Raw genomic sequence first — 25,224 nt, 5'->3', positions numbered from 1 at the left:
GGTGTACTTCCTCTTAAACCAGTACGCCGGACTGGCGCAAGGCAGTACGGACTTTTTCGTGGCAGCCTTCGCTCAGCCAGGTCAGCGGCAGGCGAATGCCTTTGTGCATCAGGCCCATTTCGACGAGTGCCCATTTCACCGGGATCGGGTTGGACTCGCAGAACAGGTCTTTGTGCAGCGGCATGAGTTTTTCGTTGATTGCGCGGGCCTTCTCGGCATTGCCCTCAAGGGCGGCCTCGCACAGGTCGGCCATTTCGCGCGGTGCGACGTTGGCGGTGACGGAAATGTTGCCCTTGCCGCCCATCAGGATCAGCTCGACGGCGGTCGGGTCGTCGCCGGACATGACGATGAAGTCTTTGTCGACGCCATCGAGGATGGCCTTGGCGCGTACCAGGTCGCCGGTGGCTTCCTTGATACCGATGATGTTCTTGACCTTCGACAGGCGGATCACGGTATCGGCCTGCATGTCGCAGGAGGTGCGGCCGGGTACGTTGTAGAGGATCTGCGGGATGTCGACGGCTTCGGCGATGTGCTTGAAGTGCTGGTACAGGCCTTCTTGCGTCGGCTTGTTGTAGTACGGCACTACCAGCAGGCAGGCGTCGGCGCCGGCGCTCTTGGCGTTCTGGGTCAGGTGCACGGCTTCGGCAGTGGAGTTGGCACCGGTACCGGCGATGACCGGAATGCGGCGGGTGCTGCGCTTGACGCGCTCGACCACGTGCTTGATGACCAGGATGTGTTCTTCGACATCCAGCGTGGCGGACTCACCGGTGGTGCCGACAGCGACGATCGCATGGGTGCCGTTTTCCAGGTGGAAGTCTACAAGTTTGTCGAGGCTTTCCCAGTCGAGACGCCCTTGTGCATCCATGGGAGTGACCAATGCCACCATACTGCCCGCAATCATGTAACTGCTCCTGCCGGAAAAAGAGAGCGGTAATGGTACTGGGGGCATCGGCCTTGCACAAGCGAAGCAGGCGGGCGGAGCATTCCCCTCGGCGCCTTATTTCGCTACCCTTGATGCTTTGATCGGTGCAGCGCGGCCCGCCGGGCCGTCGACCTTGCTCCCCGCCAGCGTCCACGACCTCGCATGCGAGCCCCGGGCCCTGCCGACAGGAGGCTTTCGCCCGTCCTGTGCCGACCGCTCATCGCTTTAGGAATGCTGCATGTCCACCCCCACCGTCCGCGAACAATTCCTTGTCATCAGTGCCCTGGGCCCCAACCCCATGGAGCTGGCCAACGTCCTCAGCCGCGCTGCCTTCGAAAACCGCTGCGCGGTGGTCACCTCGCGCCTGAGCCGCCACGGCGAGACCAGCGCCCTGGTACTGCAGGTAGGCGGCAGCTGGGACGCCCTGGCGCGCCTCGAAGCCATGCTACCGGGCCTGGGCAAGAAGCACGGCCTGACCCTGGACGTGGTGCGCAGCGCCGACCAGGAAGTGCGCCCGCAGGCCCTGCCCTACGTGGCCTACGTCAGCGCCGCCTACCGGCCGGACATCATCAACGAGCTGTGCCAGTTCTTCCTCGACCACCGCGTCGAGCTGGAAGCCATGACCTGCGATACCTACCTGGCACCGCAGACCGGCAGCAGCATGCTCAATGCCCAGTTCACCGTGATTCTGCCGGCCGGCACCCAGATCAGCTGGCTGCGTGACCAGTTCCTGGACTTTGCCGATGCCCTGAACCTCGATGCGCTGATCGAGCCATGGCGTCCACAGAACCCAATGTAAGGAAACCGACCATGGCCGTAGCACTCGACCAACCCGTTGCCGACTTCCAGGCCCAGGCCACCAGCGGGCAAACCGTCAGCCTGGCCGAGCTCAAGGGCCAGCAAGTGGTGGTGTACTTCTACCCGAAGGACAGCACCCCGGGCTGCACCACCGAAGGCCAGGGTTTCCGTGACCAGCACGATGCCTTTGCCGCAGCCAACACCGTGGTGTTCGGCGTGTCGCGCGATGGCATCAAGTCGCACGAGAACTTCAAGGCCAAGCAAGGCTTCCCGTTCGAGCTGATCAGCGACAAGGACGAAGCCCTGTGCCAGCTGTTCGATGTGATCAAGCTGAAGAAGCTGTATGGCAAGGAATACATGGGCGTTGACCGCAGCACCTTCCTGATCGACAAGGACGGTGTGCTGCGCCAGGAATGGCGCGGGGTGAAGGTGCCCGGGCATGTAGATGCAGTACTGGCTGCTGCCCAGGCCCTGAACAAGGCTTGAGATCGTCGGGGGCGCTTTGCGCCCCTTTCGCGACACAAGGCCGCTCCCACAAGGTCCCGCGTACACCGATCAATGTGGGAGCGGGCGCGCCCGCGAATGGGCCGCAAAGCGGCCCCTATTGCACTCAGAGCATCGGCGAAACGCTAGGCTCCTGCCGCGGCCAGGCATCCAGCACAGCCTTGATCAGCGTCGCCAGCGGGATGGCAAAGAAGATCCCCCAGAACCCCCACAACCCGCCAAACAGCAACACCGCGCAGATGATCGCCACCGGGTGCAGGCTCACCGCCTCGGAGAACAGCAGCGGCACCAGCACGTTGCCGTCCAGCGCCTGGATGATCGCGTACACCGTCATCAGGTAGATGAACTGGTCACCCCAGCCCCACTGGAACAATGCGATCAACGTCACCGGCACGGTCACCACCACCGCGCCCACGTAAGGCACCACCACCGACAGCCCCACCAGCAACGCCAGCAACGCGGCGTAGTTGAGCCCCAGGCTGATGAAGGCGATGTAGGTGGCAATGCCGCAGATCAGGATCTCGATGCCCTTGCCGCGGATGTAGTTGGCGATCTGCCGGTTCATCTCGCTGCCCACCCGGTTCAGCAGGCTGCGCTGGCGTGGCAGGTAGCCGCTGACCCAACGGCCGATCAGTTCGCGGTCCTTGAGAAAGAAAAACACCAGGATCGGCACCAGCACCAGGTAGATCATGGCGTTGACCAGCAGCGGCAGGCTCGATAGCGAGAACGTCAGTGCCCACTGGCCGAACTTGCCGATTTCCCCGCGCACCGACTCGATGGCATGCAGCACCTGCTCGTCCGACACCAGGTGCGGGTAGCGCTCGGGCAACAGCAACAACAACGACTGCCACTTGCCGAGCATGCCCGGCAGCTCGTTGAACAGGGTGATCAACTGGTGCCACAGCAGCGGCACCAGCACCAGCATGAACACCGCCAGCGCGCCCATGAACAGGGCGAACACCAGCATCACCGCCAACCGGGTGGGTACCCGCAAGCGCTCCAGGGCATTGACCAGCCCCTGCATCAGAAACGCCAGCACCATGCCCGCCAGCACCGGCGCAAGCATGCCACCGAGGGTGAGTACCGCAGTAAAAGCCAGGAACAACAGGACCGCCAGCACCACCGCTTCCTCATCGGAGAAGTAGCGCTGCATCCAGTCGCGAAGCACTTTGAACATTGACGATCCTTGGAAAGACTCAGGCCTTGCGCAGCCAGTAAGTGTAGGTACCGGCCTCGGCCGTTTCCCGCAGCAGGGTATGACCGGCCAACTGGGCGAAAGTGCGGAAGTCGCGCTGGGAGCCGGCGTCGGTGGCGATTACCTTGAGCACCGCGCCGCTGGCCAGGCGGTTGAGCTCCATCTTGGCCTTCAGCAGCGGCAAAGGGCAATTCAGCCCGCTGGCGTCCAGTTCGGCGTCACAGGTCAGGGTTTCACTCATTGCGGGGCTCTCCAAAGGCATTGCCAGGCTGTATCTGGATTTGGCCGGCTAGGATAGCGCCACTGGTCGCCAACGTGTGAGCCCGCTACAGTAGGTATCTTTGACCGACGCGAGCTTCATGCATGAATCTACTGCGCCCTACCCTGCTGACGCTGGCCTGCCTGTTGGCCCTTCCCGGCCATGCTGACGACCTGCCATCACTGGGCGACGCCAGTTCCGCGATCGTCTCGCCACAACAGGAGCACCAGCTCGGCCGTGCCTGGCTGAGCCTGCTGCGCGGCCAGGTCAACCAGCTCAACGACCCGCAGCTGAAGGACTACGTCGAAACCAGCGTGTACCGCCTGGCCGAAACCAGCCAGCTGCAGGACCGCCGCCTGGAATTCATCCTCATCGATAGCCGCGAGCTCAACGCCTTTGCCGCCCCCGGCGGCATCGTCGGGGTCAACGGCGGGCTGTTCCTCAACGCCCAGACCGAAGGCGAGTACGCCTCGGTACTGGCCCACGAACTGGCGCACTTGTCGCAACGCCACTTCGCCCGCGGCGTAGAGGCCCAGCAGCGCATGCAACTGCCGATGATGGCAGCGCTGCTGGCCGGTATCGTGCTGGCGGCCGGTGGCGGTGGTGATGCCGGTATCGGTGTGATCGCCGGCACCCAGGCGGCGGCGATCCAGGAACAGCGGCGCTTCTCGCGGCAGAACGAACAGGAAGCCGACCGCATCGGCATCCAGAACCTGGAAAAGGCCGGCTACGACCCGCGCAACATGCCGACCATGTTCGAGCGCCTGGCCCGGCAGTACCGCTACGACGCCAAGCCGCCGGAGTTCCTGCTGACCCACCCGGTAACCGAGTCGCGTATCGCCGACACCCGCAACCGCGCCGAGCAGGCCCCCAAGGGCGGCGTCGAGGACAGCATGCGCTACCAGCTGATCCGTGCCCGGGTGGCGCTGACCTACGAAGGCACCCCGGGGCTGGCGGCCAAACGCTTCCGCGCCCAGCTGGACGAAGACCCCAAGCTGGACGCCGCGCGTTACGGCCTGGCCCTGGCGCAGATCAAGGGCGGCCAGCTGAACGAGGCGCGTGAACTGCTCAAGGCGCTGCTGGCCAAGGCACCCAACGACATTACCTACAACCTGGCGCAGATCGACCTGGACATCACCAACAACCGCCTGGCCGACGCGCAGCAGCGCGCCGAACGCATGCAGGGGTTGTACCCGGGCAACTACCCGCTGAAACAGGTGCGTGCCGATCTGCTGGTGAAGCTGAACAAGCCCGCCGAGGCGGAAAAGGTGCTGAACGAACTGGTGAAGAGCCGGCCGGATGACCCGGACGTGTGGTACGACATGGCCGAAGTGCGCGGCCTTTCGGGTAATACCATTGGCTTGCACCGGGCGCGGGCCGAGTACTTCACCCTGGTGGGCGATTTCGACCAGGCCATCCAGCAGCTGGATTACGCCAAGCGCCGGGCGGGCGGGAACTTCCCACTGGCATCACAGATTGACCAGCGCCAGCGCGAGATCATGGAGCAGCAGCGCATGGTTCAGGAAATGATGGGGCGTTGAGGGCCATTCGCGGGCACGCCCGCTCCCACAGGTACTGCACCGCTTGTAAGGGCGGTGCAGTACCTGTGGGAGCGGGCGTGCCCGCGAAGAAAGCGACGCGGTATATCGTCAGGCGTTACCAGACAACTTCAGGCGCGCTGCCTGGGTAAAGTCCAGCATCCGGTTCAGCGGCTTGATCGCCTTCGGCACCAGCGCCGGGTCGACAAAGATCTCGTTCGTGCCATTACGCAGGCAATCCAGCACACGCTCCAGGGTGTTCATCGCCATCCACGGGCAGTGCGCGCAGCTGCGGCATGCCGCGCCGTTACCGGCGGTGGGGGCTTCGACGAACTCCTTGTCCGGGCACAGCTGCTGCATCTTGTAGAAGATGCCGCGGTCGGTGGCGACGATGAAGGTCTTGTTCGGCAGGGTCTGGGCAGCCTTGATCAGCTGGCTGGTGGAGCCCACCGCATCGGCCAGCTCGATCACCGCTTCCGGCGACTCGGGGTGCACCAGAATCGCCGCATCCGGGTACAGCGCCTTCATGTCGGCCAACTGGCGCGACTTGAACTCTTCGTGAACGATGCAGGCACCGTCCCACAGCAGCATGTCGGCACCGGTTTGCTTCTGGATGTAACGCCCCAGGTGCTGGTCCGGGCCCCAGATGATGGTTTCGCCGTTGTCCATCAGGCTTTCGACGATTTCCAGTGCGCAGCTCGAGGTCACCACCCAGTCGGCGCGGGCCTTCACGGCAGCGGAAGTGTTGGCGTAGACCACCACGGTACGCTCGGGGTGCTGGTCGCAGAAGGCCGAGAACTCTTCTACCGGGCAGCCCAGGTCGAGCGAGCAGGTGGCCTCCAGGGTGGGCATCAGCACGCGCTTTTCCGGGGTGAGGATTTTCGCTGTTTCGCCCATGAAGCGCACACCGGCAACGATCACGGTTTCGGCCGGGTGGTTCTTGCCGAAGCGGGCCATTTCCAGCGAGTCGGACACGCAGCCGCCGGTTTCTTCGGCCAGCGCCTGGATGACCGGGTCGCAGTAATAGTGGGCGACCAGCACGGCGTTCTGGGCCTTGAGCTCGGCAGCGATGGCCGCACGGTATTCGGCCTCCTGCTCGGCTGTCAGCGGGTTTGGCTGCTTGGCGTCGAGGTGGGCCTGAACCAACAGGCGTTCGGAAATCTGGGTCATGATCGCTGGACCTGCAGGCGCGTGCGCGCGTCAAATCGAGTGTATCACCCGGCCCTGACAGATCGGCTAAGGGTGCCGGACGGCACGAAGGCCGCCACGGCCCTCTGCGGGCGCGGATTATTATCGGAGGCCGAAGGCTACAGACAATCCAGCGATTTCTAAAGTGGTTTTTGTGTTGCCTGTGCTGGCCTCTTCGCGGGCACGCCCGCTCCCACAGGTACAGCGCTGCCCTCGGGGGCAAAGAGTAACCTGTGGGAGGAACAGGAGAAACGATCAGCCCTGCGGCGACAGGGCCGCCAGCTGCGCCGCCATGAGCATGGCGAACTCTTCCACGGTCATCTTCTTGCCGTTGAAGTCGACCATGCCGTCGGCATAGTGCAGGCTGCTCACCACATCATTGCCCTGCACGGTGGCCATGCCACTCTGCAGCGCCATCATGCCGACCATTTCCCCGGCCTGGCTCGATTGCATGGCAATGGCCTGGGCGTCGGTCTGGCCATCCAGCAGTGCCTGCAAGGTTGCCAGGTCACCAATCATCGGCTTGGACAACGACAGCTTGCTCTTCACCTCGGTGATCAGTTGCTTGCTCATTTGATCAGGCGGCAGGTCGAAGCTGGCCGGGGCGGCGAAGCCCATCGACAGGTCAAAGCGGCTTTCGCCATTGGCGGTCCTGAACGACAGGTTTTCCACCGCCACCCGGGGCTTGGCAGCCAGCAGTTTCTGCAGCTCGCCCTGGAACCTGGCCTTCTCCTCATCGTCCATCTGGATTTCCGGCACCGGCTGGCCAGCCGCAGCCGCGGCCTCGAATTCCGGCAGGTGCGCCTGGTACCACGTCGACAGCGCCTGTAGCGCCGGCGCGTTGACCGACGTGATGCTCACCGCCATCTGCGCCTTGCCCACCGCACGACCATCCCAGGTGATATCCCCTACCTTGTACTCCACGCGGCCACCCACGGTATCCGGGCCGTCAAGGGTTTGCAGGGCATTCTGCTCCAGCCCCTTGACCACCAGCACCTGCTGTTTGGGCCCCAGGGTGACCTTGGTTTCAGCCAGCGCCAGGTCGACGTTGCCCACGTAGATGGCCTGGTGCGCGGTGGCCGCCAGCTGGCCGCCGACCTTCAGGCCATTGAGCTCGAAGGTGGCAGGCGGCTGGTCATCGCGTACCAGTTTCATCACGAACCGATCGGCCTGGCCGTGGAAGCTCGAGGCCTTGCCTTCCTGGTCACCACTGACTTGCAGTTGCATGCCCGAGAAATCGAGGCTGTTGCCATCCGCTTCGTCGAGCTTGACCGGTGCCAGCTGCACCTGGCTGACCACATTGCCGTCGTAGCCCAGGCTGGTCTGTGCGCTGACCGGGGCCTGCTCGCCCACTGCTGCGAACCACGGCGCGGTGGCGTCGTCCTTCTGCAGCGTGCTGTTGCTGACTGCCAGCACCGGCATCAGCTTCAGTGCCTTTACCCGCGACCAGGGGAACGGGCCGTGCTCGATCTGGTCGGTCACGCCAACGTCGAAATTCAACACTTCGCCTTCGCCCAGGTTGATATCGCGGGCTTTGAGCCGGTACTGGGCGGTACTGCTGAAGAAATGCTGCTCCAGCGACACCCGTTCGATGCTCATGCTGCCACCGGTACTCACCAGGGCCTTCTTGAGTTCCGCGTTGCTGCGGACCAGGGCGTTGTCCAGCTCCGCAGGCAGCTGCTTGCCGGTGTACCAGGCGCCAGCGGTGGTTGCGACGGCGATGGCGATAGCCAGGCCGGAAAGGATGCCAACTGATTTCTTCATGAATAGAACCGATTGCTGTCCATATGGGCTTCGTAGGCGGCCAAGGGCCACACAGGACGCCAAGAGTACCACTGCAGCCCAGCCCTGGCGCTGGCCAGGCTCGAGAAATCCGGTTTTTGGGAAACGCCTGACATACCTTCCGAGGGGAACCGGCATTCGTTAATTTTTGCGAACACCAGAATTGATCATAACCGCAAAAAAACGCGCAAAAACCGAACAAAACCCCACTTTAATCGATAAATATTTCAATCCAGCAACATCTTGTCATGTTTAACTTGACACTAAGCTACCCATCGTTTTTTATTTTCACCACTTTGCGCGCTCCCCCGCGTCCCCGCTGCTCCAACAATAAAGGTGAACAACATGGAGCCCACCCGCTCGCCCTTGCCGCATGCGCAGTACACCGTGCCCGCCGTTTACGCCCAGCCGCAGGAGCCATGCCAGCATGCAGCCTGACCACAGCGCTTCCGGCAACGGCCAACTCCGTAAAACCCTGCGTCTCTGGCACGTGATCATCATCGGTCTGGCCTACCTGACCCCGATGACCGTGTTCGACACCTTCGGTATCGTTTCCGGGATTACTGCCGGTCACGTACCCAGCGCCTACATCCTGGCACTGGCCGGGATCCTGTTCACCGCCGTGAGCTACGGCACCCTGGTAAGGCGCTTCCCGCAGTCGGGCTCGGCCTACACCTACACACAGCGCGCGATCAACCCGCACGTCGGCTTCCTGGTCGGCTGGTCGTCGTTGCTGGACTACCTGCTGCTGCCAATGGTCAACGCCTTGCTGGCCAAGCTGTACCTTTCGGCCATGTTCCCGGAAGTACCGGAGTGGATGTGGGTGGCCGGCTTCGTCACCCTGATCAGCCTGATCAACATGCGCAGCGTGAACCTGGTGGCGCACTTCAACCTGCTGTTCGTGGCCGTGCAGGTGGCGATCATCGCCGTGTTCATCTACCTGTGCGTGCGCGGCCTGGACCAGGGTGAAGGGCTGGGTACCGCCTGGAGCCTGCTGCCGTTCGCCGACGACCAGACTCAGCTCAGCGCCCTGGCCGCCGGTGCGACCATCCTGTGCTTCTCGTTCCTCGGCTTCGACGCAGTCACCTGCCTGTCCGAAGAAACCCGCGACCCGGGCAAGACCATCCCTCGCGCGATCTTCCTCACCGCCCTGATTGGCGGCTTGGTGTTCATCACCGTGTCGTACTTCATCCAGGCCTACTTCCCGACCATGTCCCGCTTCCACGACCAGGAAGCGGCACTGCCGGAAATCGCCCTGTACGTCGGCGGCAAGCTGTTCCAATCGATCTTCATCGCCTGCACCGTGATCAACACCATCGCCTCGGGCCTGGCCTCGCAGACCAGCGTGTCGCGCCTGCTGTACGTGATGGGCCGCGACAACGTGATCCCGGCCAGCCTGTTCGCCCGCCTGCACTCGCGCTACAAGACGCCGGTGCTGAACATCGCGGTGGTGGGGCTGATTTCGCTGTCGGCGATCTTCTTCGACCTGGTCACCGCCACCTCGATCATCAACTTCGGTGCGCTGGTCGCGTTCAGCTTCGTCAACCTGTCAGTGATCAACCACTGCTACCTACGCGAAGGCAAGCGCCAGGGCCTGGCCAACCAGCTGACATACCTGGTGGCACCCACCATCGGCTTCTGCATCATCGTCTCGCTGTGGCTGGATCTGAATGCACACTCGCTGCTGTTCGGTGGCGTCTGGGCACTGCTCGGCCTGCTGTACCTGGCCTGGCTGACCAAAGCCTTCAGGGACTCCCCGCCCAACTACATCGCTGAATGACCCATGCTGCCGACAACGCCCGCGCCTGATCGCGGGCGTTGCATTTGATCGAAAAGGAAAGCCCTCATGCCGCTGCGTCGCCTCTCCATCCAGTGGAAGATCACCCTGCTCGCCGGCCTGTGCCTGCTGGCCATTGTCGCCCTGCTGGTAACCACATCGCTGGCCCAGGCGCGGCGCAGCGCGGCATTGGTCAACCAGGCCAACACCGAAATGCTCGACAGCAGCGCACGCCTGCGCCTGCAGGCCCATGCCGAAACCCAGGCCCTGCGCATCCAGCGCTATTTCATGGACGCCTACCAGTACGGCAATGGCTTTGCCCGCCTGGTGCAGGTGCTCAAGGCCCGTGGCGGCAACGACCTGCGCGCCGAACTGACGCGCCAGGCCCGCGCCAGCCTGGCCGGCAACCCGGATGTGATCGGCCTGTACCTGGTGTTCCAGCCCAACGCCCTGGACCCGGACAGCCAGTACCTCGGCCAGGATGCAATGGGCAGCAATGAGAGCGGGCGCTTCTCGCTGTATTGGTCACAACCCCGCCCCGGCACCCTGGAGCTTGAAGCCATGCCGGAATCGATGCTCGGTGACGCCAGCATCGGCAGCAACGGCGTGGCGAAGAACCGCTGGCTGACCTGCCCGCAGGACACTGCCAGAACCTGCATGCTCGAGCCATACCTCGACGAAGTGAATGGCCGCCAGGTGCTGATGACCAGCATCGCCCTGCCGCTGCTGGAGCACGGCAAGGTGGTCGGCGTGGTCGGCCTGGACATCGGCCTGGCCAACCTGCAACAGCTGAGCCTGGACGGGCGCCGGGAGCTGTTCGACGGCCAGGGCCAGGTCAGTATCGCCAGCGCAGCCGGCCTGCTGGCCGGCAACAGCCGCGACGACAGCAAGCTCGGCGAGCCCATGGACGAGGCGGTAGCCGACGGCCTGCTGCGTGTTGCCCACCCGTTCACGCCAATCCCTGATGCCGCCCCTTGGCAGGTATTGCTGGAACTGCCGGAAAGCGTGCTGCAGGCGCATGCCGTCGCCCTCAACCAGCGCCTGGATGCGCACAACCACAGCGCCAACCTCACCAGCCTGCTGGTTGGCCTGGGCGCTGCGGTAGTCGGTTTGCTGCTGGTGTGGCTGACCGCGCGCGGGGTGACTCGGCCAATCCTGGCCGTGGCCGCGCGCCTGGAAGACATCGCCAGCGGCGAAGGCGACCTCACCCGCCGCCTGGAGTATGCCCGCCAGGACGAACTGGGCCAGCTCACCGGTTGGTTCAACCGCTTTCTCGACAAACTGCAGCCGGTCATAGCCCAGGTCAAAGGCTCACTGCAGGAAGCCCGCGGCACCGCCGACCAGTCCGCAGCCATCGCCAGCCAGACCAGCAACGGCATGCAGCAACAGCACCGCGAAATCGAACAGGTGGCCACCGCCGCCAATGAAATGAGCGCCACCGCTCTGGATGTCGCCCATAACGCTTCGCAGGCGGCCCAGGCCGCACGCGCTGCCGACCAAGCCAGCCGCGAGGGCCTGCAACTGATCGACAGCACCCGCCAGGGCATCGACCGCCTGGCCGCCGGCATGAACACCGCCATGGGCGAGGCACGCGCGCTGGAAGGCCGCAGCGGGCAGATCGGTTCGGTGCTGGAAGTGATCCGCACCATTGCCGAGCAAACCAACCTGCTGGCACTCAACGCCGCCATCGAAGCTGCCCGCGCAGGCGAAGCCGGGCGTGGTTTTGCCGTGGTGGCCGATGAAGTGCGTGGCCTGGCCCAGCGCACCCAGGTGTCGGTGGAGGAAATTCGCCAGGTCATCGAAGGCTTGCAGCAAGGCACCCAGGATGTGGTGGGTGCCATGCACGAAGGCCAGCGCCAGGCCCAGGACAGCGCCGCGCGGATGGAACAGGCGCTGCCGGCGCTACAACGTATTGGTGAGGCAGTGGCGGTGATCAGCGACATGAACCTGCAGATTGCCTCGGCGGCTGAAGAGCAGAGCGCCGTAGCCGAAGAGGTGAACCGTAATGTGGCCGGCATTCGCGATGTGACCGAATCGCTGGCAGGCCAGGCCGATGAGTCAGCGCGGATCAGCCAGGCCCTGAACCGGCTGGCCAACCAGCAGCAGGCGCTGATGGAGCAGTTCCGCGTCTAACCTGTCAGGGCCGGTGCGCCTTCTTCGCGGGCATGCCCGCTCCCACAGGAAATGCCCAGCCCTTCGGGGTGCACCATACCCAGTGGGAGCGGGCGAGCCCGCGAAGAGGCCCCAACAGGCAATACAGCATTATTGATTTTATCGAGCACAACCTATGCAAAACCCAACCCGCTCCACCTTCTTCGACATCACCAGCGAACAGGGCCTGTTACGCACCTCGATCGCCGTCACCCTGTTCATTGCCATCATCGGCATCGCCTTCGGCCTGGCCTCCGGCTCGTTCTCCATCGTGTTCGACGGCGTCTATTCGCTGGTCGATGCCAGCATGAGCGGGCTGTCGCTGGTGGTGGTCAGGCTGATTACCGCGCACACCACCAGCGTGCAGATGTCACGCAAGTTGCGCGAGCGCTTCACCATGGGCTTCTGGCATCTGGAGCCGATGGTGCTGGCACTCAACGGCATCCTGCTCAGCGGCGTAGCCATCTATGCGCTGATCAACGCCGTCAGCAGCCTGCTGCAAGGCGGGCGTCACCTGGAGTTCGGCATCGCCATGGTCTACGCGGTGCTGACCGTGATCGCCTGCGTGACCATCGCCATTGTCGAGGCCCGCGCCAACCGCAAGCTGGGCTCGGATTTCGTGCGCATGGACGTCAAGGGCTGGGTGATGTCGGCCAGCATCACCGCCGCGCTGCTGATCGCCTTCTGCTTTGGCTATGCGGTGCAGGGCACATCGCTGGAGTGGGTGTCGCCGTATATCGACCCGGCGGTGCTGGCGCTGGTCTGCCTGGTGATCGTGCCGTTGCCGATGTCGGTGGTGCGCCAGGCCCTTTCGGAAATTTTCCTGGTGACCCCTGGCGACCTCAAGCTGCACGTGGATGAAGTCGCCAAGGCCTTCGTCGCACGCCATGGGTTGCAGTCGTACCGCGCCTATGTGGCCAAGGTCGGGCGCTCGCGGGAGATCGAACTGTATTTCATCGTGCCGAAGGCCATGGCCGCGAAAACCATCGATGAATGGGATGCGTGGCGTAACGAGATCGGTGATGCCGTGGGTGGTGAAGGGCCGGACCGTTGGCTGACCGTGGTATTTACCGGGGATCCGGAGTGGGCTGAGTAAGACATCTGGAGTCTGCGCAGCCCCTGTAGGAGCGGCCTTGCGTCGCGATCGGGCTGCGCAGCAGCCCCAGCAATTTGTGCATTTTTGCTGAAACCCTGGGGCTGCTGCGCAGCCCGATCGCGACGCAAGGCCGCTCCTACAGGCGATCGCGCAAACCGAGCAATAAAACTCGGCCAACGGAAAACGAAAAAGCCCGCCACCGTTGCCGGTAGCGGGCTTTGACGTACTGCATATGGTGGGTCGTGTAGGATTCGAACCTACGACCAATTGGTTAAAAGACAATTGGGATCTAGGCCGATAATTCCACCTAGGGAGGGGTTTTCAGCACCATTCCGCGCCTAGGCACGCAGCCTCTAATGAAATCCACATTAGAGGCATGGCAATGACACATCCGAAGAAAGCAAAACGAGCAGGTAAGGTTTCAACCAAAGGCGGCACCGGTAAATCCACCGGCTCCACCAATCTGGGGGCATTCACAGCAGACGCTGGGTTGCGCACCCTCCTCATCGATCTGGACCCCGTCCAGCCTTCCGCATCCTCCTATTTCCCCCTGGAGTACACTGCCCCGGGCGGCATTTTCGAGCTGCTGTCGTACAACGAGACCGACCCGGCCAAGATCATCTCCCGCACGTCGATCAAGAATCTCGACGTCATCATTTCGAACGATGCCAACAACCAGCTCAACAACCTCATACTGCAGGCGCCTGATGGCAGACTGCGACTAGCCAACCTGATGTCGGCTTTCGATGCCGATTACGATCTCATCCTCTTTGACACCCAGGGCGCCCGCTCTGCGATGCTGGAGATGGTCGTTCTTGCATCTGATATCATCCTCTCCCCCCTCCCCCCGAACATGTTGGCCGCGCGCGAATTCAGCCGTGGAACCATCCATATGATGGATGGCCTGCGCAGTTACGCTCGTCTCGGCCTCACCATTCCCCACATCAACATCATCATCAACGGCCTGGATGAAACTGCTGACGCGCGCGAGATCCACCGCACCGTCCGTGAAATCTTCGACGGGAACCCAGACTACACCGTCCTGCAATCGATCATTCCAGATGCCGTCATCTTCAAGAAAGCCGCGAGCCAAGGCGTGCCGGCGCATCGGCTTGAATATCGTCAACCTTCGAACCGTAAGTCGCCGGCGGCGCTGAACATCATCCGCAGCTTGGCGATCGAGGCCTTCCCTGAGTGGACGGACCGCTTCGAGGCAATGACCGAAGAGCGTGTAGCCCAAATCGTCAAAGAAGGGCGCTGAGATGGCCAAGAGACCCATCGTCATCACCGATGCCAGCGACATCACTACCGAACTGGTTCTGCAACTCGGGAGAACGCACTCCGCCAAGGACCTTCGCAGCGTCCAAACCCGGCTCACCTCCATCGCAGGTGATCTGCGCAAGTTCGGGTATCACTGGAATAAAGAGTCTGGGCTACTCGGAAAACTCGGAGAGCACCTGACCGATGCTCAACGGCAGCTTCTGCTCGACGCATCGCGCCTGGTTGAATCCATCGGCAACAACGTTACTCATGCCAAGGAAAAACTTGTTCGGACCGAGAAGGACACGAAACGCCGGCAAGATGCCCGTGATGCACTGGCGAAGCAGCTCGTTGCGCGTACATTCCCCTTGCCCACCGAAACCCATGAAGAACGGCTCGAGACGATCAAGGCTGCACTCATCCTGAATCGTGCACGACAGTTCCATACCTCCTACAACCCATCTGAATTCAACCTCTACGTCAGGAGCGATCTGAAGACGCCTGATCGACTCTACGGGGCCTCACCTGAGCAACACCGGGTCGGGAATATCCAAACACTCCGTTACTTCATGATCAGCGACCTGACCAGCCACCTTGCTTATGACGATGGTTCGTCGGTTGAGGAACGTCTGCGACTCCTGCAGGAGAAAGTGGCCGAAGCTGTTGGCCTGGCTGCCTTGACAGCAGACGAACGCGAGACCCTGCGCCTGTGGAAAGAGGCTCTCTCCCCCGATGGGGCGAAGCAGGAGGGCCAAGCATGAACAACGTCAGCCAACAGCAGCTCGACCTTCTCTGGCACACCTTGGGTCTGTCCGCCGAAAACAGACACCGGCGCACAGTTAGCCGCAATTACTTTCTCACAAGCCCAGGTTGCAGCGATGCACGACAGCTCGACGTGCTCGTCGCAGCAGGGCTCATGTCGTGCGGAAAGCCTCCAGCTTTTTGTCCCCAGGATGAAGTTGTTTATCGCGCTACGAGTCAGGGCCAGCACTTCGCAGAGACCAGCCTCCCTCCGCTACCAAAACTCACTCGGTATGACGAGTTTCTGGATGCAGACAGCGGGCTTGAGTTTCACGAATGGCTCGGGATCGAAAAACCCACGATTGAGCATCGTTGTAAGTCATTCGGCTACAGCGAAGTGGGCAGCCTGATCTCTATAGAGTCCGGCTGTCGCATGAGCTCAAGCCGTGCTACGGGCGAGTGGTGCAAGACCAAGAAAGACGCCAAGGCCAGTTACAAAGCGGCCTTAGCGGCTTCGAAGGCTCATCGCGCGGAGGCTGCATGATGAATCCTGCCTCTATTTCCCAGTTCGCTGGCACGCTTTGCCTGTACCTCATGAACTGCTCTGTGGCACTGGCGACCGCCTATGGCTTGGGTTCGATCTTCAAAGCCCCGCTCGCCGAAATCGCTCTGCAGGGTTCGGTCTACTCGGCCTATGCGCTCGGCACGGTCGGGACGCTGAATCTCCTGGTGCTGATCGCATCAGCTATGCGTGGACAACCTCGCCAACTTGGGGAGGGCTCCTGATGGACAAGCAGAAGATCCTCGACAAAGTCACCAAGCTGATGGCCTTGGCCAACAGCCCAGGGGCAAACACGAACGAGGCAGCAATCGCATTGCGCCAGGCCCGCTCGCTCATGGCCCAGTACAACATCGACGCAGACGAACTGCGGGCCAGCCAAGTTCTTGAAGCAAGTATCCCCACGGGCACACGTCGATCCCCAGCGGATTGGTTGCATGCCCTCGCCGGAACATGTGCAGCCGCATTCGACTGCAGCCACCTCTCTTACTACCACCCATTGAAGGGTTACTGCTTCAAGTTCCTGGGCAAGGGTATCGGTCCGGATCTGGCTGCCTATGCCTACAGCAGCCTCGTCCTGCAGTTACAGAAAGCACGTCGCGAGCATGTCTCGCAGCAGAAACGGTGCCAGCTGAAGACCAAACGACGCCGCGGCCAACTGTTTGCGGAGGGTTGGATTGGAGCAGTGGCCTACAAAGTTCGAGAGTTCGCGGGTGACCTGGCTCCGGAGATCAAGGCTGAGATCACGGCCTACTTGACCGTGCATCACCCTGACTTGAAGCAAAGCGACATCACGCCAAGCGAAGCCAAAGGCCACGATCGTAGCTCTCTGTACGCAGGTATTCGGCAAGGCCGGCATGCTCAGCTCCACCACGGAGTTGGCCGCACCGAACAGCCTGGCATTTCCCACGGGGGTGCCAGATGACCGACCTGAGCTATTCACCTCCTCACTCCATGGAGGCGGAACAGGGCGTCCTGGGCGGGCTGATGCTGGACAACGAAGCCTGGGATCTCGTCGGTGACCTACTGCAGGCAGATGACTTCTTTCGGGGCGAACACAGGCTGATTTTCACCGCTATCCAAGAACTGTCAGAGAAAAACAGCCCTTTCGACGTGGTCACGATTTTCGAGCAGATGGCCGTCCCCGAGGAGGTTGGAGGACTTTCCTACCTGGCAGAGCTGGCCAAGAACACCCCGTCTGTAGCGAATATCCAATCGTATGCGGAGATCGTGCGTAATCGCGCACACCTTCGTCGCATCATGTCCCTGTGTTTCCAGGGGACACGGGATGCAGCTGAACTTGCTGCTGACGCGGCGGAGGTTCAGGACACGCTCGAGCAGAAGCTGTTCGCGCTGGGCGAAGGTCGCGTTGTACGTGAATTCGCCAACATGAACGAGGCACTGCTCTCTGTCGTCGACAAGATCGACGCGAATTTCAACGGTCATGTGACCGTAACGGGGGTGCCAACAGGCATCACCGATCTCGATGAAATGACGCGCGGCCTGCAGCCAGCAGACCTGATCATCGTCGGCGCGCGCCCATCCATGGGCAAGACCTCGTTCTGCTTGAGCATCGTAGATGCCGCGCTGAACAGTAAGCCTGACGAGATCGTGCTGGTTTTCAGCATGGAGATGCCTACCGAGGCCCTCATCTACCGAATGCTGGCAATTTTGGGCCACATCGACCTGAGCAGGCTCCTGTCCGGTCAGTTGCAGGACGAGGACTGGCCCAAACTCTCCGCCGCCGTGCATCGCATGAGCGCATACGGCAACCGTCTGGTCATCGATGACAGTGCAAACCTCACTCCTGCTGCGATGCGCGCCAAGGTTCGACGCGCTAGCCGGCGCTTTGGGAGGCCCTGCTTGATCATGGCGGATTACCTGCAACTCATGCGCTGCCCTGGGCAAGAGAACCGGGCCAATGAGATCAGCGAGATATCTCGTTCCCTCAAGGGAATCGCGAAGGAATTCAACTGCCCCTTCGTAGCTCTTTCTCAGCTCAACCGGGCTCTGGAGCAACGTCAGAACAAACGACCAGTCAACGCCGATCTGCGCGACAGCGGAGCGATCGAGCAAGACGCCGACATCATCCTCTTCGTGTACCGAGACGAGGTGTACAACGAAAACACCGAGTTCAAGGGGATTGCCGAGCTGATTATCGGCAAACAACGCCAAGGGCCTACGGGCTATGTACGCGCAGCCTTTATCGCCAACCAAACTCGCTTCGCAAACCTCACTGCTGACCATTGGCAAGGAGCTGCCGCATGACGCTCACAGAATCCCATCTGATTACGCATGGCTGCCTTAACTGTGGCCGGCACTTCGCGCTTCATCAGGTACGGCAGGTGCATCCTGCTGAGCATACCCCTGAAGGTGAGGCAGAGGTTCTGGTATGCCCGGTCTGCGGCAGCTATGACCCCGTTCCTCTCTCGGAGGTGCCCAATGCAGGCTGAGCAGATCTACCCTTCGATCCCTGCAATCGCAAACACCGACCAATCGGCCTTGGCATTCGCGCACCAGTCTGGCGTAAACGCGGTTTGGCTGGATGCTCTCAGCCAGGTTGTCTCACGGCTCACCCAGTTCGGTGAAACCACGGTGCCTGTTGAGCTGAATGAGGCTCTGCAAGAGCTTGCACAGCTGCAGTACGTCGAGCTGGAAAGCCATGATGCTGGAACGCTGGCAGCGACCCTCCTTGGCCAACCAGCCCTGCTGACCAATTACTTCTGGTCAGTATGGGTACCAAGGCACCTCCTGAGCTGCGGTCTGAAGGTTGCAGTAACCCCCCATCTGACCAGCTCCGTGGACGAGGCTCATCACTGCACCGTGGTCTTCCGGATTCCTGGATCGCGCGAGACTGCACGTGAGTTCCTCACCGACCTGGCCACCCAATATCCGGGCTGCACCCCGGAAATCGTGGCCATCCAAGCGGGTGATGCACTTTGCCCGAAGGAGGCCGGATCCAATGCGTAACCTTCTTCGCGGCGCCCACGACAGTGTCCGCCGGCTTGCTGAGTTTGCCCTCTCCGAGGGCTGGACTCTCTCCAGGTCCAATAGCGGCCACCTGAAGTTCAGCAAGTCCGGCTTCGCACCGATTTTCACTTCCTGCACACCTAGCGACCACCGTTCCGAGCGCAACACCCGGGCGTTGCTTCGACGTGCGGAAGTCCAAAACAGCTCCTCGCGGGGGATTCAATAATGCCGATCCGACACGTAATTATTCACCAGCTCGACAAGCAGCCCGACGGCAGCCCCGCCGTCCTTCATGCCCGTGACACTGAGCTCCCACCGTCCGATGCTATCGTGAGTCTCCAGGGCGACCTGAACGACAGCTACAACGCCAAGCAAGGCAAAGCGTGGGGCTTCTTCCATGGGGAGTCGGGTGCGTACCCATTCAGCGGTTGGCTGAAACAGTACCTGGAGGAGCAGCAAGACTTCACCAGCTTCAGCCGTGTGTCTGTCGAACACCTGCAGAAACTGCTTGAAGAGGTCAACCTGTCCACCGGTGGCCACGTGTTCTTCAGCCATTACCAACAAGGCTTGACTGAGTACTTGATGATCGCTGTCCTCCAGCAGGTCGAAACCGTCAGCCTGGACGGTGATCTTAATGTTGTAGCCTCTCGCTACCTGGACACCAGCAACTTCTCCTGCGCGGCCCGGATCAACCTGAGCGAGTGGCGCAACAACCCTAACTCGAAGCAGTACATTTCCTTCGTTAAAGGCAAAAACGGCAGGAAGAGTTCGGACTACTTCCGCGACTTCATCGGGTGCCAAGAAGGCGTCGACGGGCCAGGTGAAACCCGCACGCTTCTCAAGGCATTCACCGACTACGTCGAGAAAGAGGATCTCCCAGAAGAAAGCGCCCGGGAGAAAACCCACGCGCTGCTCGACTATGCCACCACCCAAACGAAGCTGGGGCAGCCCCTCTCTCTTCAAGAGCTGTCCCAGACTCTCGATGAAGACCGCCCTCAGGCGTTTTACGACCACATCCGCAATAGCGACTACGGCCTATCCCCTGAGATCCCGGCCGATAAGCGCACACTCAACCAGTTCCGCCGTTTCACCGGCCGCGCCGAAGGTCTGTCGATCAGCTTTGAGGCGCACCTGCTCGGTTCCAACGTCACCTACGACGCCGACACCGGCTCGCTGACGATCAAGAACCTGCCCACTCAGCTCACCGACCAACTCAAACGCCGCCAGTAAGGAGAACCACCATGAACGCAACCAATTCCCGTACCGCTGACAAGTTCGTGGTTCGCCTGCCGAATGGCATGCGTGAACAAGTGGCAGAAGTCGCCCGCAAGAACCATCGTTCCATGAACAGCGAAATCATCGATCGCCTCGAGCAATCGCTACTCAACGGTCAATTTGAGCCGGCGCAGAAAGCCCAGGGCGACGGCGCCAACGCAGAGGAGTTGAGATCCGAGCTGACCCGCGCATACCGGATCATCGATCGCCTGTTGCAAAATGCTGTTCCAACTCAAGACGACATTCAGGAAGTGCTGCACCTGGTTCGCCACTCTCCTCTGGCTCACCCGCACGTTGCTGCGGTAGGAGCTTGAGATGGCCGCTACAGACCTCAAAGCCAAGCTTCTCGCTCCAGGCTTCACCCCTACAGGCACCACCGCGGCCATGAGTGACCCTATCGCGGACACCCCATTGGTGCTGACTGTCGAGCAGGTCCTCCCTTGGGAGGATAACCCTCGTACCACTCGCAACCCACGATACGATGAACTCAAGGAGTCGATCCGCCACCGTGGCCTCGACACCCCTCCGCCTGTAACACGCAGACCTGGAGAGGAAAAATACCGGATCCGCAACGGTGGGAACACGCGAATCACAATTCTGAAGGAGCTGTTCCAGGAAACTGGCGACGAAAGGTTTCAGAGGATTAATGTTCTGTTCCGCCCATGGGATCAGATCCGAGGCGAGATCGTGATGCTCACCGGTCACCTGGCCGAGGATCTCAAAGGTGAGCTCAAATTCATCGAGAGAGCTGTCGCGGTGGGTCGAGCGAAGGCGCTTTATGAGGAGGAAAGCGGCGAGACCATTTCCCAGCGCGAGCTCGCTCGACGCCTATCTAAAGATGGGTACCCTATTTCTCAGTCCCATATCAGCAGGATGCTGGATACCCTGCAATTTTTGCTGCCTGCAGTGCCTGGTTTGCTCTACTCCGGTCTCGGTATCGACCGGATCACGAAAATAATCGCGCTGAGAAAATCTGCATTGGCTTGCTGGGACAAGCATTACAGCAATGAAGGCGTTGACTTCGAAATGCTGTTCCAGGACGTCCTTGCCCAGTTCGAGGGAGAAGCGGAAGAATTCCTGTTCCAGCGCTTCCAGGACGAGCTCATCGGCACGATGAAAAAATCGCTGCAGCTCGGCTACGAGGACATTCTGCTGGAGATTACCCAGCAGCAGGATAAGCTCCGTCGCTCAACGCCAGTGGTAGAAGTGCCGAGTACCGGCAAGTCCAGTAATCATCCCGCCAGTCTTTTGGGTACTGGTACAGCTTCACCGGTACCGGTACCGGCATCGCAACAGCTACCTGAAGCTACTGGGAGTTCGCCGAAGCCTTCTCAGCCTCCCCACCAGCCAGCTGCTCCAATGCCGGGAGCTTCGCTCACACCAGAGCAAGAGCAGGAACGGATTGCAGGGCATATCGCGTCCCCAACGAACCTCAGCCAGCGGGTGATCGAGACAAAAGCGAAGGTTGCCGCCCTCAGCGGGGAAACGCTGCCCGATTTCAACTCGAACTGCCTGGTCGCCATCCCCGTGCAAGCCGGCGGACTGCACCCCATTACCGACCTCTGGTACATCGAGCGTCAGATTGACCAACCTGGCGAGTTGCGCAACCAGGTAGCCCAACTGGCCGTGGAGATCCTCGAATCTGTCAACGGCCCTGGCGATATCCAGGTAATCGATGGAGGGATCGGGTTCAAGTACAAACAGCCGGAGACCGAAGTTGAAGTCACTGCAACAGCTCAACATACGCTGACACTGCTTCAGTCATTGAGCGGTGCGATGGCTATCGCACTCAAGATGCTGAACGAGCAACCAAACCCTGCCAGTGCATTGGGCGAATTTGAGTTTGCTGCCGGCCTGGGCCAACTGCTGCTGGGCCAACCTCTGGGTGCTGAGCAGGCACCAGGTGACGAAGGTCGTTTGAGTGACGGTGCGCTGGTCAAGTTATTCCGCATCATTCGGCTGGCTCGACGCCTGATCGACTTGGAAATCGAAGAGTTCAAACGGTCCTCGCCAGTCCAGGACAACTGAACACTCGATGAGATGAATGGGAGGGAGTCTCAATGTCCAAGTCAACACTTAACGAAGCGGTTCTCTCACAGCTGCTTGACCTCATGCGTAACGGTCAACTTCAGCGCTGTGTAGAGATGGGAGTTGAACCAGAGGTGCTGGGCCAGATCCAGCACCCAACAGTCCTCAGTTTGCTCCGCAATACCCCTGTTTCATGGGTCAACGTGTCAATCAACAGCTCAATGATCCTCAAGCTGCTGACCGGCGCCGCGCGTACAGAAGAGGAAACTCGGCTTATCGAGCGCGCGATCCGGCTGGGGGCCACGACCAGCTTGCTCGGCAAGTTCTTCGGGCTCACACCTCAAGAGATAGCCTTGCAGCGTACCGTCATTGGGGTGCGTGCCCCACGCGGTCGATGGCCAGAGCTCTCTGAAGATCAGGATCACCATATTTGGCATCGCTGGACCAAGTTGATGGATGAGCACCGCGTCGAGCTCGAGGACAGCTTGGCCATGCTCGACGTGGCCATGCTGGTTGCCGAGGAGCTGAGCACGGACGGTCTCACGCTTGCGCAGATCTGGTCACGGATCACTCAGTGGGTCGAACAAGGCTTGTATCCAGGCAGCACTGAACGCTCCCGAGTCACTGAGCGACGACAGCTCACCCTTTTGGATGAGGGCGGCCTACGTCATGTCGATGAAAGCGGCACCGCCTCTATCCATCCTGGAGAAGGCGATCAGAGAAGATGAAGCTCACACGGTTCCCGATTTCCACGCTCCTAGATTCGGCCTCGGGGCAACTCGAGGCCCATGTGCAGAAGAAGAGAGCTGAGGACACCGCCCCTACTGCAGCGCCTGCTACACCCTACTCCGGGATAATTTTCAGCGGAAATCCGCATGAAACGGTCCCGCGTAAACTCCTACTCGACAATCGGTTGACCCCCTTGGAACGCAATTGCTGGCAAGTCTTTCGACTGCTGGTCAATGAAGATGGAATCACGGCTTTCCCCACCTATGACCAACTGCGGCCCTACCTCGGCATGAATCCAGGTAAACACGCCTCTAGAGAAACCGTGGCAAAAGCCTTGACGGTGCTCCGTCTGACCCGCTGGTTAAGCCTGGGCCGGACGGTGCGGAATGAGATCAACGGCCAGGTTCAGGGGAACGTCTACCTCCTACACGACGAGCCTGTCACGCCGGCGGAGGCCCTGGAGTTCGACAAGGACTATATGACCTTGCTGATGCAATCCATGGAGCATCAGAACAAAGCGATCAAGGACATCGCGGCAATTACCTGGAGAGAATTCACCAGCGATCCAGACGTTGGGCGACGACTTCCCTCGCGCATTGACACGATTAGCGATCGACTGAACGCCCAGACCTGGGCAGTTGAAACCAAACAAAATGCACTGCCTGCGCCTGAGTTCGGAATCCGAACTCAGCAAGACTTAGCCGTGGATGGACTGAGTTCGGAATCCGAACTCAGTACGAACTCAGCGAAACAGGGGGCCCTCCCCCTCAGTTCGGATTCCGAACTCAGCCTGAAACCACTGAGTTCACCCTCAGTTCGGATTCCGAACTCAGCTAGTACGTATACAAATACAGACAAGTCTGTATCTAAAAGCTCTGTACAACCGCGCGAGAGTGCAGGTGTGAACTGGTTACTTGCCCTAGATCTCCTCAAGCCAGAGGACCGTGTGAAGGCACGTGAGATCATGGGGCCGGTACCGGAGAATCTCCGAGAGGCGGTGATCAACCAGTGGAAGCATCGCTGTACTAGCGGGAGTGTCGCCAAGCCCCTCGCGTACCTGACGAGCCTTGCAGGCAAGGCCATACGGGGTGACTTCAACGCAGAGTGGAGCCCTACAGCGCCTGCTGCAACTCCGACGTCATCGCCAGCGGCCAGCGTGGTAGCACGGCCCACTCAGCCCGCCGTTCCCAAGCCGGCACCGACAGCGACTGCGATGCAGACAGCAAATTCCGCGCTGACCTCGCTGCAGGCCCTGCTTGACCCTCGACGCCGCGTGGAGCCCACCGATGAGTGATTGGATGGGTTCTACGATCACCCTGGGATTTGCCTCTGTTGTGATTGGTATGCTGGCGGGCCGCGTTTGTACCTGGGGCGCTTGCTGCCTACCTGCACTCCTCAAGCGCCAATGGCAGCGGGATGCACGGGAACTGCTGGGGCTGGATTCAGAGAAACATTCCGACCTTCAACCGGCCAGAACCCCTTCGCGAGTAATCTGGACCGCGCAGATTAGCTGCGCTGCGTTGTCACTCGTGGTGACAATGCATTTTGGGCCAACTATGCAGGCCTTCTGTGCCCTGCTGTTTACCTGGATGCTTCTGGCTTTGAGCTTGATCGACAGTGAGCACCACCTACTGCCGGATTCGCTGGTAATACCAGGACTCTGGGCCGGCTTAGTCCTCAACTCCTTCGGACTGTTCACGGTACTGCAGGACGCTCTTTGGGGGTGTGTCGTTGGCTTTGGCTTCTTCTGGTCTGTGAGTCAACTAACCGGACTAATCACTGGCCGAGAAAGCATCGGTAGAGGCGACATTAAGCTGTTGGCATTGATGGGTGCGTGGGGTGGCCTACAGGTACTTGGCTGGACTGTAGTTTGCTCTCTGCTAGGTGCAGGTCTAGCCGCAATGCTTCTCATACTCCTGGGAAAGCGATCTACCGACGCAAGAATTCCATTTGGTCCGTTCATCTCCGCCGCAGGCTGGAGCGCATTTGTGATTCTAACTCATTGATTAATAACCCATGGACCATTAGTCGAGTGATGCGGCCCGCATCATTCACCGGCATCGACACCGGCGCGAGCCAGGTCGAGTGGTTCCACCGGAATCCCCTGATAGTGAGGCCCGCATCATTCACTGGCACCGACACCGGCGCGAGCCAGGTCGAGTGGTTCCACTGGAACCACCTGACAGTGATGCGGCCCGCATCATTCACCGGCACCGGCACCGCCGTGAGCCAGGTCGAGTGATTCCACTGGAATCGCCTGATAGTGATGCGGCCCGCATCACTCACCTGATTCGACACCGGCGCCGAGGCCGGGTCGAGTGGTTCCACCAGAATCCCCTGATAGTGATGCGGCCCGCATCATTCACTGGCACCGGCACCGGCGCGAGCCAGGTCGAGTGGTTCCACTGGAACCACCTGACAGTGATGCGGCCCGCATCATTCACCGGCACCG

Annotated in this window: 25 protein-coding genes and 1 pseudogene; 20 read left to right on the top strand and 6 right to left on the bottom strand. The window is 60.9% G+C overall.

The window, feature by feature from the left end:
• Nucleotides 1-13: 13 nt before the first annotated feature.
• On the bottom strand, nucleotides 14-901 hold the full coding sequence (gene dapA / locus ACGLHT_RS21185; protein WP_025340253.1) for a 4-hydroxy-tetrahydrodipicolinate synthase: 888 nt from the start codon (nucleotides 899-901) through the stop codon (nucleotides 14-16).
• A gap of 259 nt (nucleotides 902-1,160) precedes the next feature.
• Here dapA and ACGLHT_RS21180 point away from each other — a divergent pair, with 259 nt between their 5' ends.
• The gene (locus ACGLHT_RS21180; protein ID WP_013973793.1) at nucleotides 1,161-1,721 is read left to right on the top strand and encodes a glycine cleavage system protein R; all 561 of its coding nucleotides are present in this window, start codon (nucleotides 1,161-1,163) and stop codon (nucleotides 1,719-1,721) included.
• A gap of 11 nt (nucleotides 1,722-1,732) precedes the next feature.
• Nucleotides 1,733-2,206 (top strand): peroxiredoxin, encoded by a 474-nt coding sequence (locus ACGLHT_RS21175; protein ID WP_003254742.1) that lies wholly within the window; start codon nucleotides 1,733-1,735, stop codon nucleotides 2,204-2,206.
• Nucleotides 2,207-2,330: 124 nt separating this feature from the next.
• On the opposite strand, the gene ACGLHT_RS21170 is transcribed toward ACGLHT_RS21175, so the two are convergent.
• Both ACGLHT_RS21170 and ACGLHT_RS21165 read right to left on the bottom strand, forming a co-directional pair.
• Nucleotides 2,331-3,401, bottom strand: a complete 1,071-nt coding sequence (locus ACGLHT_RS21170) for an AI-2E family transporter (protein WP_015271461.1) — start codon at nucleotides 3,399-3,401, stop codon at nucleotides 2,331-2,333.
• Nucleotides 3,402-3,420: 19 nt separating this feature from the next.
• Nucleotides 3,421-3,660, bottom strand: coding sequence for a sulfurtransferase TusA family protein (locus ACGLHT_RS21165; RefSeq protein ID WP_004375233.1), 240 nt, complete (start codon nucleotides 3,658-3,660; stop codon nucleotides 3,421-3,423).
• Between the two features lie 122 nt (nucleotides 3,661-3,782).
• Between ACGLHT_RS21165 and ACGLHT_RS21160 the strand changes: the two genes are divergently transcribed.
• Nucleotides 3,783-5,219, top strand: a complete 1,437-nt coding sequence (locus tag ACGLHT_RS21160; protein ID WP_274120824.1) for a M48 family metalloprotease — start codon at nucleotides 3,783-3,785, stop codon at nucleotides 5,217-5,219.
• A gap of 108 nt (nucleotides 5,220-5,327) precedes the next feature.
• On the opposite strand, the gene nadA is transcribed toward ACGLHT_RS21160, so the two are convergent.
• On the bottom strand, nucleotides 5,328-6,386 hold the full coding sequence (gene nadA / locus ACGLHT_RS21155; protein WP_003254747.1) for a quinolinate synthase NadA: 1,059 nt from the start codon (nucleotides 6,384-6,386) through the stop codon (nucleotides 5,328-5,330).
• Nucleotides 6,387-6,659: 273 nt separating this feature from the next.
• Nucleotides 6,660-8,168 carry a YdgA family protein gene (locus ACGLHT_RS21150; RefSeq protein WP_274120825.1) on the bottom strand — a complete coding sequence of 503 codons (1,509 nt, stop codon included), beginning with the start codon at nucleotides 8,166-8,168 and terminating at the stop codon, nucleotides 6,660-6,662.
• 445 nt (nucleotides 8,169-8,613) lie between these two features.
• On the opposite strand from ACGLHT_RS21150, the gene ACGLHT_RS21145 reads away from it, so the two are divergent.
• From ACGLHT_RS21145 to ACGLHT_RS21065, 17 genes and pseudogenes are all read left to right on the top strand, one after another.
• Entirely contained in the window at nucleotides 8,614-9,966 is a 1,353-nt protein-coding gene (locus ACGLHT_RS21145; RefSeq protein ID WP_075046057.1) for an APC family permease, read from the top strand.
• 66 nt (nucleotides 9,967-10,032) lie between these two features.
• Nucleotides 10,033-11,238, top strand: a pseudogene (locus tag ACGLHT_RS21140) (HAMP domain-containing protein); the annotation flags it as partial.
• 102 nt (nucleotides 11,239-11,340) lie between these two features.
• Entirely contained in the window at nucleotides 11,341-12,096 is a 756-nt protein-coding gene (locus ACGLHT_RS21135) for a methyl-accepting chemotaxis protein (RefSeq protein WP_371858046.1), read from the top strand.
• A gap of 154 nt (nucleotides 12,097-12,250) precedes the next feature.
• Nucleotides 12,251-13,210: a cation diffusion facilitator family transporter gene (locus ACGLHT_RS21130; protein WP_085600994.1), complete on the top strand. Its 960-nt coding sequence runs from the start codon at nucleotides 12,251-12,253 to the stop codon at nucleotides 13,208-13,210.
• A gap of 382 nt (nucleotides 13,211-13,592) precedes the next feature.
• On the top strand, nucleotides 13,593-14,471 hold the full coding sequence (locus ACGLHT_RS21125) for a ParA family protein (RefSeq protein WP_023628762.1): 879 nt from the start codon (nucleotides 13,593-13,595) through the stop codon (nucleotides 14,469-14,471).
• A gap of 1 nt (nucleotide 14,472) precedes the next feature.
• Nucleotides 14,473-15,231, top strand: a complete 759-nt coding sequence (locus ACGLHT_RS21120) for a hypothetical protein (protein ID WP_023628763.1) — start codon at nucleotides 14,473-14,475, stop codon at nucleotides 15,229-15,231.
• Nucleotides 15,228-15,755 carry a hypothetical protein gene (locus ACGLHT_RS21115; RefSeq protein ID WP_023628764.1) on the top strand — a complete coding sequence of 176 codons (528 nt, stop codon included), beginning with the start codon at nucleotides 15,228-15,230 and terminating at the stop codon, nucleotides 15,753-15,755. Before ACGLHT_RS21120 ends, ACGLHT_RS21115 begins: the two co-directional genes overlap by 4 nt.
• Entirely contained in the window at nucleotides 15,752-15,997 is a 246-nt protein-coding gene (locus tag ACGLHT_RS21110; RefSeq protein WP_023628765.1) for a hypothetical protein, read from the top strand. Before ACGLHT_RS21115 ends, ACGLHT_RS21110 begins: the two co-directional genes overlap by 4 nt.
• The gene (locus tag ACGLHT_RS21105) at nucleotides 15,997-16,695 is read left to right on the top strand and encodes a DUF2786 domain-containing protein (RefSeq protein ID WP_023628766.1); all 699 of its coding nucleotides are present in this window, start codon (nucleotides 15,997-15,999) and stop codon (nucleotides 16,693-16,695) included. Before ACGLHT_RS21110 ends, ACGLHT_RS21105 begins: the two co-directional genes overlap by 1 nt.
• Nucleotides 16,692-18,038, top strand: a complete 1,347-nt coding sequence (gene dnaB, locus ACGLHT_RS21100) for a replicative DNA helicase (protein WP_028692976.1) — start codon at nucleotides 16,692-16,694, stop codon at nucleotides 18,036-18,038. Before ACGLHT_RS21105 ends, dnaB begins: the two co-directional genes overlap by 4 nt.
• Before the next feature lie 174 nt (nucleotides 18,039-18,212).
• On the top strand, nucleotides 18,213-18,740 hold the full coding sequence (locus tag ACGLHT_RS21095) for a hypothetical protein (RefSeq protein WP_028692975.1): 528 nt from the start codon (nucleotides 18,213-18,215) through the stop codon (nucleotides 18,738-18,740).
• Between the two features lie 225 nt (nucleotides 18,741-18,965).
• On the top strand, nucleotides 18,966-19,970 hold the full coding sequence (gene yejK, locus ACGLHT_RS21090) for a nucleoid-associated protein YejK (protein WP_023628769.1): 1,005 nt from the start codon (nucleotides 18,966-18,968) through the stop codon (nucleotides 19,968-19,970).
• Nucleotides 19,971-19,981: 11 nt separating this feature from the next.
• Nucleotides 19,982-20,329, top strand: coding sequence for an Arc family DNA-binding protein (locus tag ACGLHT_RS21085; protein ID WP_023628770.1), 348 nt, complete (start codon nucleotides 19,982-19,984; stop codon nucleotides 20,327-20,329).
• A gap of 1 nt (nucleotide 20,330) precedes the next feature.
• Nucleotides 20,331-22,043 (top strand): ParB family protein, encoded by a 1,713-nt coding sequence (locus ACGLHT_RS21080; RefSeq protein ID WP_023628771.1) that lies wholly within the window; start codon nucleotides 20,331-20,333, stop codon nucleotides 22,041-22,043.
• A 32-nt stretch (nucleotides 22,044-22,075) separates the two neighbouring features.
• On the top strand, nucleotides 22,076-22,771 hold the full coding sequence (locus ACGLHT_RS21075; RefSeq protein ID WP_023628772.1) for a DUF2857 domain-containing protein: 696 nt from the start codon (nucleotides 22,076-22,078) through the stop codon (nucleotides 22,769-22,771).
• Nucleotides 22,768-24,066, top strand: coding sequence for an STY4528 family pathogenicity island replication protein (locus tag ACGLHT_RS21070; RefSeq protein WP_023628773.1), 1,299 nt, complete (start codon nucleotides 22,768-22,770; stop codon nucleotides 24,064-24,066). Before ACGLHT_RS21075 ends, ACGLHT_RS21070 begins: the two co-directional genes overlap by 4 nt.
• On the top strand, nucleotides 24,059-24,778 hold the full coding sequence (locus ACGLHT_RS21065; protein WP_023628774.1) for an A24 family peptidase: 720 nt from the start codon (nucleotides 24,059-24,061) through the stop codon (nucleotides 24,776-24,778). Before ACGLHT_RS21070 ends, ACGLHT_RS21065 begins: the two co-directional genes overlap by 8 nt.
• Here ACGLHT_RS21065 and ACGLHT_RS21060 read toward each other — a convergent pair.
• Entirely contained in the window at nucleotides 24,732-25,100 is a 369-nt protein-coding gene (locus ACGLHT_RS21060; RefSeq protein WP_143524245.1) for a hypothetical protein, read from the bottom strand. The two genes, ACGLHT_RS21065 and ACGLHT_RS21060, sit on opposite strands and share 47 nt — an antisense overlap.
• Nucleotides 25,101-25,224: the final 124 nt, after the last annotated feature.

It is taken from the genome of Pseudomonas sp. PsB (assembly GCF_043658375.1).
Taxonomy (GTDB): Bacteria; Pseudomonadota; Gammaproteobacteria; order Pseudomonadales; family Pseudomonadaceae; genus Aquipseudomonas; species Aquipseudomonas putida_Z.
Note: the sequence above shows the minus strand (reverse complement) of the source record. Positions and strands in the feature narration are given on the sequence as shown.

Bases quoted from the DNA above. Each gene is read 5' to 3' on its own strand.
- ACGLHT_RS21170 (WP_015271461.1), bottom strand. From the start codon at position 3,401: ATGTTCAAAGTGCTTCGCGACTGGATGCAGCGCTACTTCTCCGATGAG.
- ACGLHT_RS21180 (WP_013973793.1), top strand. From the start codon at position 1,161: ATGTCCACCCCCACCGTCCGCGAACAATTCCTTGTCATCAGTGCCCTG.
- ACGLHT_RS21125 (WP_023628762.1), top strand. From the start codon at position 13,593: ATGACACATCCGAAGAAAGCAAAACGAGCAGGTAAGGTTTCAACCAAA.
- ACGLHT_RS21135 (WP_371858046.1), top strand. From the start codon at position 11,341: ATGCAGCAACAGCACCGCGAAATCGAACAGGTGGCCACCGCCGCCAAT.
- ACGLHT_RS21110 (WP_023628765.1), top strand. From the start codon at position 15,752: ATGATGAATCCTGCCTCTATTTCCCAGTTCGCTGGCACGCTTTGCCTG.
- ACGLHT_RS21115 (WP_023628764.1), top strand. From the start codon at position 15,228: ATGAACAACGTCAGCCAACAGCAGCTCGACCTTCTCTGGCACACCTTG.
- ACGLHT_RS21150 (WP_274120825.1), bottom strand. From the start codon at position 8,168: ATGAAGAAATCAGTTGGCATCCTTTCCGGCCTGGCTATCGCCATCGCC.
- ACGLHT_RS21145 (WP_075046057.1), top strand. From the start codon at position 8,614: ATGCAGCCTGACCACAGCGCTTCCGGCAACGGCCAACTCCGTAAAACC.
- ACGLHT_RS21065 (WP_023628774.1), top strand. From the start codon at position 24,059: ATGAGTGATTGGATGGGTTCTACGATCACCCTGGGATTTGCCTCTGTT.
- ACGLHT_RS21120 (WP_023628763.1), top strand. From the start codon at position 14,473: ATGGCCAAGAGACCCATCGTCATCACCGATGCCAGCGACATCACTACC.
- ACGLHT_RS21095 (WP_028692975.1), top strand. From the start codon at position 18,213: ATGCAGGCTGAGCAGATCTACCCTTCGATCCCTGCAATCGCAAACACC.
- yejK (WP_023628769.1), top strand. From the start codon at position 18,966: ATGCCGATCCGACACGTAATTATTCACCAGCTCGACAAGCAGCCCGAC.
- ACGLHT_RS21070 (WP_023628773.1), top strand. From the start codon at position 22,768: ATGAAGCTCACACGGTTCCCGATTTCCACGCTCCTAGATTCGGCCTCG.
- ACGLHT_RS21175 (WP_003254742.1), top strand. From the start codon at position 1,733: ATGGCCGTAGCACTCGACCAACCCGTTGCCGACTTCCAGGCCCAGGCC.
- nadA (WP_003254747.1), bottom strand. From the start codon at position 6,386: ATGACCCAGATTTCCGAACGCCTGTTGGTTCAGGCCCACCTCGACGCC.
- dapA (WP_025340253.1), bottom strand. From the start codon at position 901: ATGATTGCGGGCAGTATGGTGGCATTGGTCACTCCCATGGATGCACAA.
- ACGLHT_RS21165 (WP_004375233.1), bottom strand. From the start codon at position 3,660: ATGAGTGAAACCCTGACCTGTGACGCCGAACTGGACGCCAGCGGGCTG.
- dnaB (WP_028692976.1), top strand. From the start codon at position 16,692: ATGACCGACCTGAGCTATTCACCTCCTCACTCCATGGAGGCGGAACAG.
- ACGLHT_RS21105 (WP_023628766.1), top strand. From the start codon at position 15,997: ATGGACAAGCAGAAGATCCTCGACAAAGTCACCAAGCTGATGGCCTTG.
- ACGLHT_RS21130 (WP_085600994.1), top strand. From the start codon at position 12,251: ATGCAAAACCCAACCCGCTCCACCTTCTTCGACATCACCAGCGAACAG.
- ACGLHT_RS21075 (WP_023628772.1), top strand. From the start codon at position 22,076: ATGTCCAAGTCAACACTTAACGAAGCGGTTCTCTCACAGCTGCTTGAC.
- ACGLHT_RS21160 (WP_274120824.1), top strand. From the start codon at position 3,783: ATGAATCTACTGCGCCCTACCCTGCTGACGCTGGCCTGCCTGTTGGCC.
- ACGLHT_RS21085 (WP_023628770.1), top strand. From the start codon at position 19,982: ATGAACGCAACCAATTCCCGTACCGCTGACAAGTTCGTGGTTCGCCTG.
- ACGLHT_RS21080 (WP_023628771.1), top strand. From the start codon at position 20,331: ATGGCCGCTACAGACCTCAAAGCCAAGCTTCTCGCTCCAGGCTTCACC.